We start from the raw sequence: 17,934 nt of genomic DNA on the forward strand, positions 1-17,934 counted from the left end.
CGGCTTTAAAATCAATTGAAAAATGGAGCTAAAAGAGCTCCTGTTATTAAAGCTGCTTTTAAATCGGTGTAGAGTGCGGACATTGACAGTTTCGTTCATATCAGGAGGCTCAACTCACGCCCCGCGGAAAGCGAGCACCTGCAGCGGAAATCAACTGTAACGTCACTCTTTAGAAAAAAAGAAATATATAAAAACAAAACAAAAAGACAAAATCTCTCCAATGAGGATTCTGCCTTTTGTACCCCTTTCTAACAGAAACTTGCTCCAACGATAATCAAGAGGATGAAAAGCACAACGATCAATACAAACGTTGAGCCATAACCGCCTCCGTACCCATAACCACAGCCACCGTATCCATATCCATACATATAATTTCACCTCTCTTTTACCTCTAGTCTCTTATAACATATGTATTAAGAGAGGAGAACGTATGGGCTTTTGGATATTTTATTGTGTGTTTGTCCAATCGTACAGGTCGAAGGTCAGGTTGCCTTCAGAATCCAATTGAGCCAAAAAGACGGACTCCACCGTCAGTTTCCTCTTAGACAGCTCCCGAACCAACCATGCCAAAGGAAAACCCACTTCAGACAGGGCTTTTTGATCGATTTTCCCATCCGTGATGACGGCTTGTGGCGGAGTGGATTTTTGTGAAATGTCAAATACATCTTCCCGGACAAGGGGTTGTTTTTCTTTCTTCAATAAAACACTTAGATCACCGTTCGTATCAAGGGATGCGAATTCCACGTCTGTAACGCGGAAGACATCCTTTTTCCGTAATTGTTCAAGCATTTCATCAACGGAATACTTTTCTTTCTTCAAAGCTTTTTCATCGATATTTCCATCCTTTATGAATACCGTGGGTTTGCCTTCAGCAAATCTCCTAAAGCGAATGCTCTTCAAGGACAGGAAAGAAAACAGGAGGGGAAATGCAAACCATAATAAGATACTCATCAGCCCTTCACTCAAGGGCAGGTTCAAATCCATAGAAAGAGTCCCTGCAATGCTCCCCACTGTAATTCCGGTGATGTATTCGAAGAAGGATAATTTCGACAGCTGTTTCTTCCCCAATAATTTGGTGATCGCAAAAAGGGAAAGCAGGATAAATATACTTCTTAGTGCCACCTGTAAGTATTCAGGCATCTGTGTTCACCTCTATCATCCCTTTGGTTTGAACAGGAGCGCACCAATAAATCCGAAGATAATGGCGGATGAGATCCCGGAGCTTGTGACTTCGAACATACCGGTAAGGACTCCTACCAATCCATGTTCCCCGGCCTCCTGCATGGCCCCATTTACGAGTGCGTTCCCAAAACTCGTAATGGGAATGGTCGCTCCCGCCCCGGCAAAATCGATAAGAGGCTCGTATAACCCGAAGCCTGAAAGGATGGCTCCCGAGACTACCAGCAGACTTAATGTGTGCGCCGGGGTCAGTTTCGCCACATCAAACAATAATTGACCGATCACACAGATGATTCCACCTATTGTAAAGGCCCAAAAAAACATCGCTAACACTTGGTTTCCTCCTTTCAGAACTACATAACTTCAATCGACACCGCGTGAGCGATACAAGGAATCGACTCGCCTTGTTGAAATGTCAGGGGTGACAACAATGCTCCTGTCGCTATGACTAAGATGCGTTTGTACGTTCCTTTTTTCATTTCATTCAATAAATGGCCGTAAAGTACGGTGGCTGAACATCCAGGCCCACTTGCTCCTGATTGTACCGGCTGCTTTTCACCGTAAATCAGCATCCCGCAATCTTGAAACAGACCATCAGGGAGTGCGTAGCCTTTTTGTTTCAACATTTCAACAGCCGTCTGCCTTCCAATTGCAGCAAGATCGCCTGTAATAATGAGATCATAGTACGAAGGATCCCTTCCCAGATCCTGAAAATGACCAACAATCGTATCTACAGCTGCCGGAGCCATGGCCCCACCCATATTAAATGGATCCTTCAACCCCATATCCACCACCTTCCCGATCGTTGCCGATGTCACTCTCGGAGTCGGCGTGGTGACGGATGTCCCTTCTCCAATCACAGCATAGCCGGCACCCGTAACCGTCCATTGGGCAGTCGGTGGTTTCTGGCCACCATATTCAGTAGGGTAGCGGAATTGTTTCTCGGTAGCCGAGTTGTGACTGGAAGCACCTGTAACCACATGACGGGCTCCATGATAATTTACTAAAAAGGCTGAAAGTGCAAGTCCCTCCATTGATGTCGAGCACGCCCCGAACAAACCGAAATAAGGAATTCCATTGGTTCTTGCCGCAAAGCTTGAAGGGGTGATTTGATTGATCAGATCACCTGTCAAAAAAAATTGGATATCACTTTTTTGCAGAGATTGTTTTTCGAGAGCAATTTGAACGGCGTCCTCAATGAGAGTGCGGTTTGCTTTCTCGTATGTTTCCTGCCCCATCCATACATCATCGTAAAATTGATCGAAGTCTGCTGTGAGGTTTCCTTTTTTCTCAAAAGGCCCTCCGACGACACCGGTTGAAAGGATGGCGGGATTTCCAGGAAATAGCCACGAACGTGTACCCTGCAGCATCAGATCACCCCCAGCTGGATTAAGATGGTCTTGATTAATGCCACGACAAAGGCTGAAAATACTCCGAATACAATGACTGAGCCTGCCAGTTTAAAAATATTCCCTCCAACACCGAGGACGAGTCCTTCTGTTCTATGCTCAATGGCGGCAGAAATCACGGCGTTCCCGAAGCCTGTGACAGGGACGGCACTTCCTGCCCCTGCAAATTGGCCAATGTGGTCATACACCCCGAAACCGGTCAGGAGCATTGCGAGAAAAACCATCGTTGCAACCGTAGGGTTCCCTGCAGTCTGCTCAGTAAAGTTGAAATAATAAATGTACATATACGTTACCGCCTGTCCGATCAGACAGATGAAGCCTCCCACAAAGAATGCTTTTATGACATTTTTCAGGAGGGGCCGCTTCGTTTCATATTGTTTTTCTAACTGCTCGTACTTCTTTTGTTCAGGTGTTTTTTGTGTTTTTCCCACGAAACATTCCTCCTACGTTTTCTCTTTTTGCAGCTTCACGATATCCCGGAATCTGTTTTCAGCATCCTTTTTTGAGATTGACCCATTTTTCAGCCTTTCTTTTAAGCGGATGGTTTCGAGAAAGATTTTATAGTCACTGGACAATATAAAATCTTCCTTAGGATATTTATCTTCCAAATAGCGATCCATTTTCTTTTCGATCCTTTTCATTTTGAATCTGTGCAAATGCTTCACTTTGTAAACAACGAGCGTTTCTTTCTTCCCCTGGATGACAGCGACATCGTAAAGTTCCTTCATTTTGGAAATTTCCTTTTTGATGGCATGACCGTAACTGTCTGTCTCTGGATTATCCACTAATTCAATGGGTGGCGGATTGGTTTTTTTCATAAGTGCAATCTTACTATCGCTTCCATCTTCCTTATTCGCACATCCAATCAAAACGCATAATGAAAGTGGAATGATGATTCTTTTTTTATTCATGACAGATCCCTCTTTTGTTTGTACTCATCTTTATTTTTTTCATAAAGTCGTTTTTTATGAAAAAAAAAAGACTGCCCAATTGAGCAGTCTTAGCTTTTTTTCACTTTTGATCCGCAACCGCACCCTTTTTTCTTAGTGGATGAGTTTCCTTGTTTCTGTGTATTTGCAGAGGTTTTCTTCACTTTTTATTTCCTCCTTTATCCTGTTTCCCTTTTTATTATATGTGAAGAAACCCGAGCTTGTTTCCACTAATTACCTATGGCTTCAATCAGTTTTCCAACTTTGGACCGCTGCTTCCAACAGGGCGGCGATTCCGGCAAGTGCTAAAAGCGTGATGAGCGGCACGAAGTACAATGGTAAAAAGAAATAACCTCCATACAGAAAACCGGATACCCATATTCCCGTACACCAATAACAGGACAATAATTCTCCGATAAACCCTTTCAAACCACCTTTTTTAGGGGAAAGATAAATCGCCTCTTCCCCATTCTCTTCCACTTCAACATACTCATCGAAAAATGGAGCTCGTAAGAACTCAGTGATTTTATCGAAGACAATGAGATGGGTCAACCGGAATATGGCTAAGCCAAGTGCAATCAGTTCAATAAAAGTAAGTTGCAATGGAAAGACTCCCTTCAATTCACAAATTATACAAGCCCAAATTTACAAAAGAGGGCAGATGTCCGTTACCTAATTGCCTACATGACAATATGTTAGTAATGTAAATGAAATTCATTTTAAGGAGGAACTTCTATATGGGTTGCGGAAGAGATAAAGACAATAGTTCAAAAAATCGTGGTTGCGTATGTCAAGCCGTCCGTGCTATTAAAGATATTCAAGACGAAGCAAATCAAGAGTGTAACGATTGTAAAAATGACTGTTTCCTTGAGCCACTAGGTTCAATGGTAAGTCCTACTAATCGCTTGAATACTCGTATCTTCAAGTTATATCTTAAAAACGGTGAGACGTTCAAAGCGCATATCAAGGGATGCCCTTGGAAATCACCATTTTTCCGGGTGAAGGAAGTATTCGATAACTGCTGTGCGACTCTTCAAGTGTTAAAGCCTGACTATGCTGAAGCTACCGGCACAAAGTCCGGCTCCGGCTCTGATATGGAGACTATGGGTACGAACACTGAATGGGTATTCACAGGCGAATGTATCACAGTTGACCTTGATTGTTTCTGTGCGATTCAATGCATCAAAGACGTACACGTATTCCTTGAGTGCGAAGACTAATTCAACATTTCAGATGAAAGAAGCCAGTCGGGTATCCCGCCTGGCTCCTTTTTTTATTGCAGCCCGATCATCTTGATGGATTGTATCTCATTCTTCCTCATTTTCACTTCTTCTCCTTGAAAGCTTTTGATAGTGATGTCTTCTCCCGTATCCTCCACAATGACTCCTTTCACCGTCACCTGACCATTAGAAAACTCACATGGAAAGGGTACTTTGCCCGAAATACTTGCAGAAATGTAGTCTAATTTTTCTTCGATTGTCAATTCACGGAAGGGCTTTAATTTCCTGAACGCAGAAGCGGCCGTTTTCCGTTCAGGGAGCTCCCGGGTCGGTTGGACACTTGGTTCTTCCTCGTGCTCCCCCTGATCCAAAAACAACTGCTCATCTACATACTTATCTTCTTGTGTCCCTTGGCTTAATGGGGTTTCCGGGTCTGATATCCTATTACTTTTAATCCTCTCTTCCACCGGCTTGGGTTTCTTGACTGATCGGTAAGTAACTTGCATATTGCCTTTCACTTCTTCTAATCTCGGCTGGTTTATATACAGCAGGGGTTCTCTCCCCGCTTTTTTCTCTTTTCTCACTAAGACACCTCCCAATTGATCTCCACTTTTATATGTATGCAGAAAGCGCCCAGGGGTTTCGTGTTTATGGAATATAAAAAAAACGGCTTAGGGAATTTTATCCCATAGCCGTTATTTCTATTATTAACCCAGTACGTGATAGCCTGAATCTACGTGAAGATTCTCTCCTGTAATTCCCCTTGAATAATCACTGAAAAGGAATACCGCCGTATCTCCGACCTCTTCCTGTGTCGTATTGCGGCGAAGTGGAGCACGCTCTTCGATTTCTTTCAGGATACTGTTGAAGTCGCCGACACCTTTGGCTGACAGGGTACGAATCGGACCTGCAGAGATGGCATTCACACGGATGCCGTGTTTCCCAAGGTCGCTCGCAAGATACTTCACGCTCGCTTCAAGAGAAGCCTTCGCCACTCCCATGACGTTATAGTTCTGCATGACCCGTTCTCCGCCCAGGTACGTCATGCTCACGATACTGCCGCCTTCTGTCATAAGGTCCTTAGCCACTTTTGCCACTGCAGTCAGTGAATATGAGCTGATATTGTGAGCAAGCAGGAAACCGTCTCTAGTCGTATTCATATAATCTCCGGCAAGCTCTTCTTTATTGGCAAAGGCAATACAGTGAGCCAGTCCATGAATGGTTCCCACTTCTTCTTTGATCGTGGCAAAACATTTCTCGATGTCTTCATCATTCGTCACATCACATGGCAGTACGAGTGAATCTTCTCCGCCTTCCAATGTTCCGGCTAAATCCCTGACACCTTTTTCAAAACGCTCACCTGCATATGTAAAGATCAAACGCGCACCTGATTGATGCAGCGAACGGGCGATACCCCACGCGATACTTCGCTTATTCGCCACTCCCATTACAACATATGTTTTACCTTTTAATGAAAGAGTCATTATTATCCTCCTAATTAATACATGTTATTAGTACCTGCTACTAATTCTACCGCACTATCCCCTAAAAGAAAAGAAAATTTCTACCTTATTCTCTTTTTCACATCTTCCATTTGCACAAGATGCCTCTGTTCGTGTTTCCCGAGAAGCTCGAGTACCTGCCATATCGGCATGTCTCCAAATCGGTGATGGTTCATGGATCGACGATTCAAACTCTCTTTCGTGTATTTCTCCAGAAAGTGTGTGGTGACCGAACGTGACTCATCCAATGCATTCATCAAATCGTCCATCGTTTGCGGGTCAGTGGAAGGCTCGATTGGCGCTATCAGTTTTTGGGATGAATCATCAAATACAGATAAATCCACATCAGAATGGCTTCTCCCCCCTCCACTTTCTGCAGAATCAAGGGCCAAAGTCAAAAAGCGCGTTTCCGCTCCGGCCAGATGAAGGACGATCTGCGCGATGCTCCATTCCCCGGGGGAAGGTTTTTGATTCAATTTATCATAAGACAAACCCTTTATACTTTCCTTTACCAACTCCCGAATCTCTATAATCTTGGTTTCCCACATATTCGTTTCCTCCTTCTTACCTTATATTATCTATTAGGGATTTAGGGATGATACTCCTTTATAAAGTAAAAACTTCCCAAGAAAAATGTATCTTGGGAAGCAGGTTTCATGTTAGCAGTATTCACAGAATTCGAGTTCTCGTTTGAGTTCATCGACGTATTCTTTTGAGCCTGTCACAATCAGGCGGTCATTCATGTGAAGTTCTGTATCCCCATGGGGAACGATGGAATCCTTCCCCCTGAAGATCCTGACAAAGATGACATCTCCCGTGAATGGGAATTTACGGAGTGTCATTCCTTCGAACTGACTGTTCAACATGCGGATTTCGTATAGGGATGTTTCTTGATTGGTCAAGATGCTCATGACGGATGGTGATTCGATGAGCGCCCTTAATAAAGCTTTCGTTGATAAGAATACAGAGTATACTTCAATATCCTGTTCACGAAGACTTTCATGCAGATCAGGGCTCTCCACCCTCACGATCACACGGCCAACCCCATACTCTTTTGCCGTCACTGCCAGAGTTGCATTCACCTCTTCATCCCCAGTTGAAATCACTAGGATATCCGATTCAAAGATTTCCTTCTCTTGGAGTGTACCGAGATCATAATCATCGATTTCATGGATATCGAACAGTGAATCAGCGATGCTCCGATCTGATTTATCCTGTTTCGTATGATACAGTACGGGTTCGTACAAGGAGGATTGAAGCTCCCTTGAAACGGGCATGGTTAACTGATTGGCACCAAGGAACGTAATTTTAAGCTTCTTCTCTTTAGCACTTTCCCGTGGGAAAAGCTTTTTAAAGAAGATAGGTGTGATAATACATGTAATCACGGCCACCAGGATGAGCGTACCACTCATTTGAGGGGTGATGATTTCAATTCTTTCAGCGATCTTTGCAGCAGCAATCACCAACGACAAAGTTGATGTAAGGAGAAATGCTGAAGCGATCGTCGTTTTCGTATCATACCAGTACCTTAATAAATATACCGGGATGATTTTCGAAACAAGGAAGGCAAGAATCAGCAATGGAGTGAGTAAAAGCATTTTCTTGTCACTCAGCAGTGACCCAAGGTCCAGCTCCACACCGACCATCACAAAAAAGATCGGGATTAAGAAACCATATCCAAAAGAATCAAGCTTATGAACCATCTCCTGATTTGGTGCAAGTAATGATACGAGTACACCGGCAAGGAAAGCCCCCAGAATGTTCTCGGCACCCACCGTCTCGGATACCGCCACAAGTAGGATGATCAATGTAAAGACAGCCCGCGTACCGATTTGAACGGTCCCTGTAGATAAACTTTTAATAAAGGGATTGTTCTTTAGTCTCTTCGCAAGGAAGTATAATAGAACCCCGACACCGAACAGGATTAGAAGGAGCCACATATTCCCATGTCCTTCTCCATAAAGAGAAACGAACACAGCCAGTAAGATCATGGTCACCAGGTCTGCAATGACGGCTACCAGCAGAATGATCTGTCCGATGGCACTTTTCGATATATGTGCCTCTTTCAGTGTAGGTACCACGACACCAAGTGATATCGTGGAAATGATCAATGTCATCAAGAACGCATTATCAATGAGGCCAAACAGGACAAACAGATAAGATAGTCCCAGTGATACTAAGAAAATACCGATGAAAATGAAAGTCGCCACTTTCAAGCGGTTTGGTTCTTCTTTCCCGTTCGGCAAGAGCTCTTTTTTCTTTTTCCCGCCTGAAAAAGCCTTGAAATCAATTTCAACACCGCTTAAGAACATGAGGAAAATAAACCCCAGGGTAGATAATGTCTCAAGCCACATGTCCTGCTGGACGAGATTAAACCCGCTCTTTCCTATAACCAATCCCATTATAATCTCTGCGATGACGACCGGGATGAAGTTCAATTTGAGTCGATGCAGCAAAATGGGAGTTAAAAATGCTACCAGAATCACAATAACAAGCGATGCAACAGATGCATGTTGTTCCATTCATATTTCCCCCTGTTCTCTCTATATTAGGTAATTCATAAACATCGTCGCTAATCCAAGATATATTAAAGTACTGATGATATCATTTATCGTCGTAATAAAAGGACCGGAAGCGACGGCCGGATCTACTTTTAGCTTGTGCATCAAGAGGGGCACTAATGTACCTGCAAGGGTAGCAACGAATAGTGAAATCAATACGGAGACGCCGACAAGGATCCCTAAAAAGAATTCGCCTTTCCACACGTACACAATGATGCTGACCACAATCCCGCAAGTGGTCCCCGTGATCAGCCCTGTTCCCGCTTCACGGAACACAAGGGACATCTTGTTTTCCTTTTCCAGGTCCCCTGTTGCAATCCCCCTCACGGCAACGGCGAGTGCCTGAGTTCCAGTATTTCCTGCCATTCCGGCAATCAATGGAATAAACACGGCAAGGATGGCCACTTTATCCAAGGTATCTTCAAACCTGCCGATGAGGCTTGCAGTGAACATTCCGAGGAATAGTAAGGCGATGAGCCATGGGAGACGCTTCTTGGCCGCATTTATAGGGCTTCTGTCAATGGAATCCAAATCGGCGATACCGGCAAGTTTAGAGTAGTCATCGGACGCCTCTTCTTCCATGACGTCCATGATGTCATCTACCGTAATGATTCCAAGTAGATGATGTTGAAAATCAACAACCGGCAGGGCAAGGAAATCGTAATCCTTCATCTGTCGTGCAACAGCTTCCTGATCTTCGCTGACACCGACAGACATGACCCGCCCACTCATGATTTCACCGATCATCACATCATCATGGCTGATGATCAAATCTCTAAGGGAGATGACCCCTACAAGCTTTTTATCATCATCCACCACATAGATATAGTAAATCGTTTCCGCATTGGGTGCTTCATTTTTCAATATATACATGGCAGACCTGACCGTCTGATTCTTTGAAATGGCCACGAACTCAGTGGTCATGATACTACCAGCTGTGTATTCTTCATAATGCAGTAACTCTTTAATCTCTTTAGCCGATTCATCATTCATGATTGTCAAATAACTGACAACCTGATCTTTATCCAGCTCATTCAACACATCCACCGCGTCATCGGCATACATATTAGAAAGCATTTCGGCTGCGTATGTAGGATTCATTTCGGCCAGGATATCCTGATAATCTTCTTCATCTATATCCAGACTTTCAAAAAGCTCCGCCATTTCTTCCGGTGAAAGATAATGATACAGCCGGCTTCGTAAGTCTTCATCTATTTTAGAGAAAAACTTTGCTTGATCATAAGAGTGTAATTGAACAAATTCTGAACGAAATAAATCCAGATTTTCTTCCTGAAGGGCTCTGATGAGAAGGTCTTCATCATACATTTCCTTTTCCTGCTTATCTCTTTCATTCTCCTGTTCTTGAGTTACCTCAGACATCCAATACACCCTCCTTCATTAATTGCTTGAATATAGTCGTAATAATACTAGCAAATCTCAACACAATTGTCTCTTATGAAATCATAACCATCTATGTATTCCTTTGCTTTATAATATAGAAAGGGTCTTTTCGAAAAGCTCTTTTCGCAAAGATTGTTGTTTTCTAATATAGGAACTACTGAGGCTCTGTCTATGTGTATATGGATAGATGGTGAGGGGCCCGGCTTCGCTTTCCGGCGGACGAACGGCCAAGCCTCCTCGCATTCGCTGCGGGGTCTTGTCTCGTCCGTTTTTCCGCAGGAGTCTACGCCGTTCCCCTCCCCATCTAAACGAGATAGCGTGACAGAGCTTACCAGTGGAAAAACGAATGAAACAGCATTTTTACTATTCAAGGTGAAATCGACCACTCCACATATAGAAATTGATATTTTCTAGAGGTGTACAGAAGTAGATTAGTTCTCCATACCAATACAGTTGATTGTAGCGGAAGGTGCTCGACTCCTGCGGGAATTGCGTGAAAGTTGAGACCCCACAGGGCAAAGCCCGAGGAGGCTCAACTCACGCCCCGCGGAAAGCGAGCACCTGCAGCGGAAATCAACCAGCCTTCGCTATTTTGATGAAAAATTAAATAAGTGACCATAATTATGCTCGATGAATAATTAAGTGATTTAATTGAAAGACTGAATCATTAATATGTCATAAAATACGTGAAAAGAAAAGAAAAAAGGCAGGTAAGGGAGTGGGATTTCCATGAAAATTGATATTATCGGTGATGTTCATGGCTGTTTTACCGAATTGAGAGAGTTGACGAAGAAGCTTGGGTATGAATGGGGCAGCGGCCTTCCTGTTCATCCTCATGGAAGGAATCTTGGTTTCGTGGGAGACCTGACTGATCGGGGACATCACTCCCTGGAGACGATCTCAACCGTATACGGTCTTTTTCAAAAAGATACTGTTTATTATGTCCCCGGGAACCATTGCAATAAGCTTTACCGTTATTTCTTAGGGAACAACGTGAAAATCCTTCACGGCCTGGAAACAACCGTGGCGGAACTGAGTGCCCTCCCCCAAAAGGAAAGAAATCGCTATCGGGATATGTTCATCGAATTATATGAACACTCCCCTCTATACCATGCATTGGATAAAGGTAAGCTGATCATTGCCCATGCAGGCATCAAGGAAGAACTAATCGGAAAGCAATCGAACCGTGTGAAAACCTTCGTCCTTTATGGAGACATAACTGGAGAAAAGAACGATGACGGCACGCCTGTCAGAAAAGACTGGGCACGTGACTATCAAGGCGAAGCATGGATCGTATACGGCCACACCCCGGTGAAAGAAGCACGCCTCATAAATAAAACGGCCAACATCGATACAGGCGCCGTGTTTGGCGGTATGCTTTCTGCATTTAGATACCCTGAACTCGAAGTAGTGAGTGTAGCATCAAGTATGCCTTTCGTGGCAGAGAAGTTTCGGGAAGTTGAATGAGTTTTCATGGGGGAGATATCAAAATAATACTAAAAAGGTCCCTTCAGTCTAACTGAAGGGGCCTCTTACTGCCTATCAAGCAGCATTCTCATATCATCGGGCAAGGGGCACTCCAAGTTCATCCATTCTTTCATAATCGGATGGAAAAAGTGCAGCATTTTACAATGAAGGGCCTGTCTGCCTATCAGCTTAACACTTCCGCCATATAAATCATCTCCTGCGAGAGGATGGCCAAGGTAGGAAAGATGAACACGGATCTGATGGGTTCTGCCTGTTGCAAGCTTCAATTCCAGGTGTGCAAATTCAGGGAACTGATCTTCCACCCTGTAATGGGTCAGGGCATATTGTCCATCTGACCGCACTTCTCTTTCAATAATGCTGTCGGACTTCCTTCCGATCGGCTCTTCTATCGAACCGGATCCATTCATTACCCCTTCTGCAAAGGCTTCATATGTCCGGTTGATTTCCCTCCCCTTCTGCTGAAGGCTGAACAGATGATGAACGTGGCGGTGTTTTGCCACGAGTACCAGTCCAGACGTGTCTTTATCCAATCGGGTAACGATGTGTACCGTTGAAGCGAGGTCCATTTGATTGAAATACCCGAATATGGCATTCGCAAGACTTCCTGTCGGCTCTTCTTTCGTGGGGATCGTTTTCATCCCCCACGGTTTGTCCACAACGAGCACATCATCATCTTCGTAAACGATTGAGAGAGGAATCTTTTCTGCCACCAACGTTTCACTTGCTCTTTCTTCAGGAAATCTCACCTCAAGAAGATCTCCTGCAGTAAGTGGATGCCGGACATTTTCTTCCTTTCCATTGAGGGAAATCCTTCCTCCATCAAACTTGACTGCCGTCAATGTACGCTTTGACAATTGCTGATCGATCAGAAACTCTCTCATCAGCTTCCCCTCATAGGTTGATGGGATGCACCACTTTAGCGTATATCCCTTCACCTTACCATTCCCCTTTACTCATCCGCTACAAATGAATCATGCACCCGTTTCCAGAACGGGAAAGGACGGAAGCGTGCAAAGCGGATTTTCTCATCTGCGACACGATATTGAATGCTTTTCACGTCTTTATGAAGGAGGGATAGATGATCGATCGTCACCAGGAAGTCCGGTCCATTCACAGGCTTCAGCATGCATGTATGATGTGCAGGTAAAATGAGCGGCGATCCGATGGTACGGAATACCCGATTATTGATGGAAGCCATTTCAGCGAATTGGATGGCAGGTAAGGACGGGTGAATAATCGCCCCTCCCAGTGCCTTATTATATGCCGTACTGCCTGAAGGAGTGGACAGGCACAATCCGTCGCCCCTGAACCGTTCAAAATGCTGCCCCCGGATTTCCACATCCATCACCAGGGTCCCTTCGACGCTCTTGACCGTTGATTCATTCAATGCAAGATAACTGGTTTCTTTTCCCCCATGCTGATAACGGATAATCGTTTCCAACAGTGGATATTCAATGATCTGATAGGGTGTCTTGGCGATGGCAATGACAAGTTTCTCAATTTCTTCAGGCACCCAGTCTGCATAAAAGCCGAGGTGACCTGTATGAACACCCACAAAGGCCGTCTTATCAAGCCTCGATCTATATCGATGAAAAGCATATAGAAGCGTGCCGTCCCCACCGACAGAAATGACGATATCGGGTTGATCATCGTCATAGATCAGGTTGAAATCCTGGAGATACGTTCTCATTTTATGCATCAGTGTATTGGACTTTGAATCACCTTTTGATGTAATAGCGAACTTCATTCATTTACCCCCTGCTGTTTCGATTCAGGGCCACGCTGGTCTTTTTCCTTTTTGTTTGTGAAAATGACCTGGGCTTCCTGGATTTCTTCACGGATTAAACTCATTTCCTCATCCAGCCTGAATGCCGCTTCGGCAGCACTTTGCAGACGGTGACGGATCTGTTCAGGAATTTGTCCACTGTACTTATAATTCAATGAATGTTCGATCGTAGCCCAGAAATTCATCGAAAGCGTACGGATTTGAATTTCTACCAGGATGTTTTTTTCACCGTGGATCGTTTGTACCGGATAGTCAATGACGACATGATAAGAACGGTATCCGCTTTGTTTCTTGTGGGTCACATAGTCTCTTTCTTCAATAATCGTAAAATCCCTGCGCCCGCGGAGCTTTTCCACCACCACATGAATATCCTCTACAAATTGACACATCATTCTTAGTCCTGCGATGTCCTGCAGTTCAGTCCCGATGTTTGATAACTTGATTCCCTTTTGATCTGCTTTATTAAGAATACTCGCAATCGGTTTAACTCTGCCAGTCACGAATTCAATGGGGGAATGAGTATTATGAAGTTCATATTCTCCCCTCATCCCCTTAAGCTTAATCTTTAATTCATCAACCGCCTGTTTGTAGGGAGCCAAAAATTGTTCCCAGTCATTCATTCCCCTCACCTCTAAATGCCTACTTTTCAAGAAATACGTTCTCTACCTTTTTAACCATTTCGTCACCGTAGTTCCCGTTTCCTTCTATATTATCTATAAGATAGTCAAGCTCTTCTATGAATTGAGTTAATTCCAGTATATCATTATCACTTTTTGCCACGACTGCCGCTTTTTCATTAAGGGCTTTTTTTAATTCCGGCCAGATTGACTCTTCCAAATATAAGTATACATATTCCTCTTCATTTTCAGCTAAGTATACGAAAGCATAGCGATCTGAGTCTGCAATGATCTGACCTGCCGCCGTTGTACCTTTTAAGAGCTCCGACTGGTCCGTATGTAAATACAATGTTCCATTTTCATATGTTGTGTGGTTAAATTGAACAATTTTCCTCATGCTTTTCTTCATCCTTCCATTAAACAATCAGTATCATTTTAACATAAGAAAACCATTTCATCTAAATATTGAAGTTCCCTTTTATTAAAGAGATAATAGAGGAAGTATGCAAGGAAAGGATGCTTGTGATGGCACAGGAAATTGAAATTGAATTTAAGAATCTTGTTACGGAAGAAGAATTCACCCGATTGACTTCACATTTTCATATAAAAGAGGAAGATTTCATTTCTCAGGATAATCATTATTTCGATACTCCGGATTATCAGCTAAAAGAGAAGCAGTCTGCCCTCCGGATCCGGGAGAAAGACGGGACGTATACATTGACGTTAAAGACCCCGTTGAAAGAAGATCTCCTGGAGACACATCAACCTTTATCTAAAGACCAATCGTATTCCCTTTTACAAGATGGACTATTCCCGGAAGGCGAAGTCAGAGATGTGCTGAACTCCCTTTCCATCTCTTTTGAAACCCTGCAACACTTCGGGACCCTCTCAACCAGCAGGGTGGAAATCCCTTATAGGGATGGTCTCCTTGTTTTCGACCATAGCACTTACCTGCAAAAGGAAGACTATGAACTCGAATATGAAGTGAAAGAACGTAAATCAGGTGAAGCGATATTCTTGGAATTACTCGAGCAGCATCAGATTCCACTTCGTCAGACAGATAATAAAATCAAACGTTTTTACTTGGAGAAATTAAAACAGGATCAATCATGACCGATATAGAATAGGAATAAGCGTTTTATTAAAGAGGAGTCAAATATATGAATGTTCAACAGTTGAGAACGATGATGGAGCTTCAAGCCTTGAATACTCTCGGGTCCGTATCTTCTATCCAGGATACAACTGGTCAATCGAATGATTTGTTCCAACAATTATTAGCTCAAGCCCTGCAACCAAGCCAACAAAATATAGATTTGAATCAAACACTTGGAGCCGTGGGGGGAGGCCTTCTGACCCAATCCTCCGTAACAGTTCCACTGAACCTCCAATCCCTTTCGGATGTTAACAGGTCGAACGGGCGCGCCCCTCAGGAAATCGATGAAATCATCAGCCGTGCAGCGGATCAATATGCCCTTCCAAAAAAGTTGATTCAAGCCGTCATTAAACAGGAGTCCAATTTCAATCCGGATGCCGTCAGTCCTGCAGGGGCCACGGGATTGATGCAGCTCATGCCGAGCACCGCACGAGGGCTTGGGGTCAACAATCTATTCGACCCGGAAGAGAATGTATTTGCCGGTACAAAATATTTAAAACAAATGCTCGATAAGTACAATGGGGACATCCACCTTGCACTGGCTGCCTACAATGCAGGTCCCGGAAACGTTGATAAATACAACGGTATCCCACCGTTCAAAGAAACCACCTCCTATGTGAAAAAAGTGACGGATCGCTATTTTGCCTAACGATCCCGTCATCATTCAAAAAGCAGGCCGCTCATTACAAGGCCCGCTTTTTTTTGATGACACAAATGGTCCAATCGACCCTCTTTGACTCCTCAGCCATCATTCCCACTATTTCATGGGAATTGGGAATAGAGTGACAAAAGCAGGCTACACTAATTTAGGAATAATCAGTTGATGTAAGGCGATTTGTTTGAGATATGAAAGAATGCTTGCTAGAATAAACATACAATCTAAGTAAAAAGGAGTCATTCTTATGGTCGAGAAACCACAAATGCCTTATAATCTTATCGGCGAAAAGAAACTCTCCATGCTCGTTGAAGCCTTTTATAATAGAGTATCCAATCATCCTGAGTTAACACCGATCTTTCCGGATGATTTAACCGAGACAGCTCGCAAACAGAAACAATTCCTAACTCAATATTTAGGTGGACCGGCTCTTTATACAGAAGAACACGGACACCCCATGCTGCGTGCAAGGCACCTCCCCTTTCCCATCACAGAGTCACGGGCTAAGGCTTGGTTAAGTTGTATGCATGACGCAATGGATGAGGTCAACCTAGAGGGTCCTGTAAGGGATGACTTTTTTCACAGACTCGTATTAACCGCCCATCATATGGTGAATACCGAAACACCTAAGGGTTCTTCCATTGACTAGAACAAATAGCTGGCATCATCTTAAAGGGTGTGGGCGTGACAAGAAACCTTTGGAAATATATATGTTTGTTGACCCTCTTTGCCCGGAATGCTGGGCGCTTGAACCAATCTTAAAGAAATTGCACATTGAGTATGGACAATACTTCCGGATCCGCTATATTTTAAGTGGACAGCTCGCCTCCTTAAACCTGGCGACGAAACGGAAGAAGGAAGATCTGGCACAGCAATGGGATAAAACAGCGAGTCGCTCCGGCATGTCATGTGACGGGAGCCTGTGGATCGAGAATCCGATTGATTCACCCTATCTCGCTTCATTCGCCATTAAAGCGGCAGAACTTCAAGGAAAGCACTCGGGGATCCGCTTTTTACGTTTTTTACAAGAACGATTATTCCTTCAGAAACAAGACATCTCCAATATCGAGGTACTGAAGGAATGCGCACAGGCAGCCAAGCTTGATCTCACAGAATTCATGAACGATATCAACTCTTCTTCCGCATCCAAAGCTTTTCAATGTGATGTCAAGATCACGTCTGAAATGGAAGTTGAGGAAATACCGACGCTTGTCTTCTTCAATGAGAATATTGAAGATGAGGGGTTAAAGATTACAGGATTGTATTCCTATGAGGTATACGTACACATCATTGAAGAAATGCTTGCAACAAAGCCGGAAAAACAGCCGTTGCCTCCACTGGATGTATTCATGAAGTATTATCGGGTTGTCGCATCGAAGGAAATAGCTGTTGTGTACGATCTATCGGTTGAAGAAGTAGAGAAACAAATGAAGAAATGGACGCTTCAGCAAAAAGTGAAAAAGCTCCCTGCAAAGCACGGAACCTTTTGGAAATATATCAGTCAATAATTATTTTAATATAATTAAATAGCCTTATAAACAAGAAAAGCCGATGTTGTTTCCAACATCGGTTTTTCAATACGAACAAAGGGGATGGGAGAAATTTTTCACGGTCAAACAAAGGGGTATATGTTTGCTTGTGATCAACTTCACACTGATAATATATCACGTATCCACTTGTATTGGCAAGTTGTTTGTATGGTATTTCACAATATTGTCAAAATCGATTCATGTTCCCCATTTCCCCTTCATATACATGGTTATAAGACAACGTTCGGAGGGAATGGCTATGCTCGCAAAAATGAAATACGGAATCCTCATTCTACTGATCGTGATCAGTTTCTTCATAAATATCCTTGGCCTTATGCACCTGGTACCGATTTATATCACATCACCCATCCTCTTTCTCTCACTTCTCCTATTTTTCCACTCACTGGGAAACCGTAACCGCTTCAGGGGATTCAAATCGATGAAATGAGGGACGGACCTATATAATCAGGTTCCATAAAAATAACACCCCTCCTGAAGATAACCC

23 protein-coding genes are annotated in these 17,934 nt (G+C 43.6%); 7 read left to right on the top strand and 16 right to left on the bottom strand.

The genetic code is table 11. The annotated features are described in order from the left end of the window. Positions 1–248: 248 nt before the first annotated feature. From V8G47_RS02475 to V8G47_RS02505, 7 genes are all read right to left on the bottom strand, one after another. Positions 249–368, bottom strand: a complete 120-nt coding sequence (locus V8G47_RS02475; protein ID WP_336198732.1) for a YjcZ family sporulation protein — start codon at positions 366–368, stop codon at positions 249–251. A gap of 79 nt (positions 369–447) precedes the next feature. After that, on the bottom strand, positions 448–1,140 hold the full coding sequence (locus tag V8G47_RS02480) for a DUF421 domain-containing protein (protein ID WP_336198733.1): 693 nt from the start codon (positions 1,138–1,140) through the stop codon (positions 448–450). Positions 1,141–1,155: 15 nt separating this feature from the next. Continuing rightward, positions 1,156–1,512, bottom strand: a complete 357-nt coding sequence (gene spoVAE, locus V8G47_RS02485; protein ID WP_034763503.1) for a stage V sporulation protein AE — start codon at positions 1,510–1,512, stop codon at positions 1,156–1,158. A 20-nt stretch (positions 1,513–1,532) separates the two neighbouring features. After that, the gene (gene spoVAD / locus V8G47_RS02490; protein WP_336198734.1) at positions 1,533–2,549 is read right to left on the bottom strand and encodes a stage V sporulation protein AD; all 1,017 of its coding nucleotides are present in this window, start codon (positions 2,547–2,549) and stop codon (positions 1,533–1,535) included. Continuing rightward, complete coding sequence (spoVAC, locus tag V8G47_RS02495) at positions 2,549–3,019, bottom strand: stage V sporulation protein AC (RefSeq protein ID WP_336198735.1); 471 nt, start codon at positions 3,017–3,019, stop codon at positions 2,549–2,551. Before spoVAC ends, spoVAD begins: the two co-directional genes overlap by 1 nt. A gap of 12 nt (positions 3,020–3,031) precedes the next feature. Continuing rightward, positions 3,032–3,499, bottom strand: coding sequence for a sporulation protein (locus V8G47_RS02500; protein WP_336198736.1), 468 nt, complete (start codon positions 3,497–3,499; stop codon positions 3,032–3,034). 264 nt (positions 3,500–3,763) lie between these two features. After that, positions 3,764–4,120 (bottom strand): DUF1360 domain-containing protein, encoded by a 357-nt coding sequence (locus V8G47_RS02505; protein ID WP_336198737.1) that lies wholly within the window; start codon positions 4,118–4,120, stop codon positions 3,764–3,766. A gap of 134 nt (positions 4,121–4,254) precedes the next feature. On the opposite strand from V8G47_RS02505, the gene V8G47_RS02510 reads away from it, so the two are divergent. After that, positions 4,255–4,737 carry a CotY/CotZ family spore coat protein gene (locus tag V8G47_RS02510; RefSeq protein WP_336198738.1) on the top strand — a complete coding sequence of 161 codons (483 nt, stop codon included), beginning with the start codon at positions 4,255–4,257 and terminating at the stop codon, positions 4,735–4,737. Between the two features lie 53 nt (positions 4,738–4,790). Here V8G47_RS02510 and V8G47_RS02515 read toward each other — a convergent pair whose 3' ends face one another. From V8G47_RS02515 to mgtE, 5 genes are all read right to left on the bottom strand, one after another. Next, positions 4,791–5,321, bottom strand: a complete 531-nt coding sequence (locus V8G47_RS02515) for a CotO family spore coat protein (protein ID WP_336198739.1) — start codon at positions 5,319–5,321, stop codon at positions 4,791–4,793. A gap of 123 nt (positions 5,322–5,444) precedes the next feature. After that, entirely contained in the window at positions 5,445–6,221 is a 777-nt protein-coding gene (fabI, locus tag V8G47_RS02520) for an enoyl-ACP reductase FabI (protein WP_034763489.1), read from the bottom strand. An 80-nt stretch (positions 6,222–6,301) separates the two neighbouring features. After that, positions 6,302–6,787 (bottom strand): DinB family protein, encoded by a 486-nt coding sequence (locus V8G47_RS02525; protein ID WP_336198740.1) that lies wholly within the window; start codon positions 6,785–6,787, stop codon positions 6,302–6,304. 111 nt (positions 6,788–6,898) lie between these two features. Then, positions 6,899–8,761, bottom strand: coding sequence for a monovalent cation:proton antiporter family protein (locus tag V8G47_RS02530; RefSeq protein WP_336198741.1), 1,863 nt, complete (start codon positions 8,759–8,761; stop codon positions 6,899–6,901). Between the two features lie 21 nt (positions 8,762–8,782). Continuing rightward, complete coding sequence (gene mgtE, locus V8G47_RS02535; RefSeq protein WP_336198961.1) at positions 8,783–10,126, bottom strand: magnesium transporter; 1,344 nt, start codon at positions 10,124–10,126, stop codon at positions 8,783–8,785. 804 nt (positions 10,127–10,930) lie between these two features. On the opposite strand from mgtE, the gene prpE reads away from it, so the two are divergent. Beyond that, positions 10,931–11,668: a bis(5'-nucleosyl)-tetraphosphatase PrpE gene (prpE, locus tag V8G47_RS02540; protein ID WP_336198742.1), complete on the top strand. Its 738-nt coding sequence runs from the start codon at positions 10,931–10,933 to the stop codon at positions 11,666–11,668. 65 nt (positions 11,669–11,733) lie between these two features. Here the strand turns inward: prpE and V8G47_RS02545 are convergent, their stop codons facing one another. The 4 genes from V8G47_RS02545 to V8G47_RS02560 are packed head-to-tail and all read right to left on the bottom strand — an operon-like array spanning position 11,734 to position 14,489. Beyond that, positions 11,734–12,624 (bottom strand): RluA family pseudouridine synthase, encoded by an 891-nt coding sequence (locus V8G47_RS02545; RefSeq protein WP_336198743.1) that lies wholly within the window; start codon positions 12,622–12,624, stop codon positions 11,734–11,736. Between the two features lie 14 nt (positions 12,625–12,638). Further along, positions 12,639–13,436, bottom strand: a complete 798-nt coding sequence (locus V8G47_RS02550) for an NAD kinase (protein ID WP_336198744.1) — start codon at positions 13,434–13,436, stop codon at positions 12,639–12,641. Next, positions 13,433–14,095, bottom strand: coding sequence for a GTP pyrophosphokinase (locus V8G47_RS02555; protein WP_336198745.1), 663 nt, complete (start codon positions 14,093–14,095; stop codon positions 13,433–13,435). Before V8G47_RS02555 ends, V8G47_RS02550 begins: the two co-directional genes overlap by 4 nt. 19 nt (positions 14,096–14,114) lie before the next feature. Further along, positions 14,115–14,489, bottom strand: coding sequence for a hypothetical protein (locus V8G47_RS02560; RefSeq protein WP_336198746.1), 375 nt, complete (start codon positions 14,487–14,489; stop codon positions 14,115–14,117). A 128-nt stretch (positions 14,490–14,617) separates the two neighbouring features. Here V8G47_RS02560 and V8G47_RS02565 point away from each other — a divergent pair, with 128 nt between their 5' ends. The 5 genes from V8G47_RS02565 (at position 14,618) to V8G47_RS02585 (ending at position 17,877) form a co-directional block, all read left to right on the top strand. After that, a complete protein-coding gene (locus tag V8G47_RS02565) occupies positions 14,618–15,205 on the top strand; it encodes a CYTH domain-containing protein (RefSeq protein ID WP_336198747.1) in 588 nt (195 codons plus the stop codon). Between the two features lie 47 nt (positions 15,206–15,252). After that, positions 15,253–15,894 carry a lytic transglycosylase domain-containing protein gene (locus V8G47_RS02570; protein WP_336198748.1) on the top strand — a complete coding sequence of 214 codons (642 nt, stop codon included), beginning with the start codon at positions 15,253–15,255 and terminating at the stop codon, positions 15,892–15,894. Positions 15,895–16,147: 253 nt separating this feature from the next. Next, positions 16,148–16,549 carry a globin domain-containing protein gene (locus V8G47_RS02575; RefSeq protein WP_336198749.1) on the top strand — a complete coding sequence of 134 codons (402 nt, stop codon included), beginning with the start codon at positions 16,148–16,150 and terminating at the stop codon, positions 16,547–16,549. Next, complete coding sequence (locus V8G47_RS02580; RefSeq protein ID WP_336198750.1) at positions 16,542–17,408, top strand: ClpXP adapter SpxH family protein; 867 nt, start codon at positions 16,542–16,544, stop codon at positions 17,406–17,408. The genes V8G47_RS02575 and V8G47_RS02580 overlap by 8 nt, the downstream gene beginning before the upstream one ends. Before the next feature lie 280 nt (positions 17,409–17,688). Then, complete coding sequence (locus V8G47_RS02585; protein WP_442970786.1) at positions 17,689–17,877, top strand: hypothetical protein; 189 nt, start codon at positions 17,689–17,691, stop codon at positions 17,875–17,877. Positions 17,878–17,934 lie beyond the last annotated feature (57 nt).

Origin of the sequence: Rossellomorea sp. LJF3 (genome assembly GCF_037046045.1) — a bacterium.
Lineage (GTDB): Bacteria > Bacillota > Bacilli > Bacillales > Bacillaceae_B > Rossellomorea.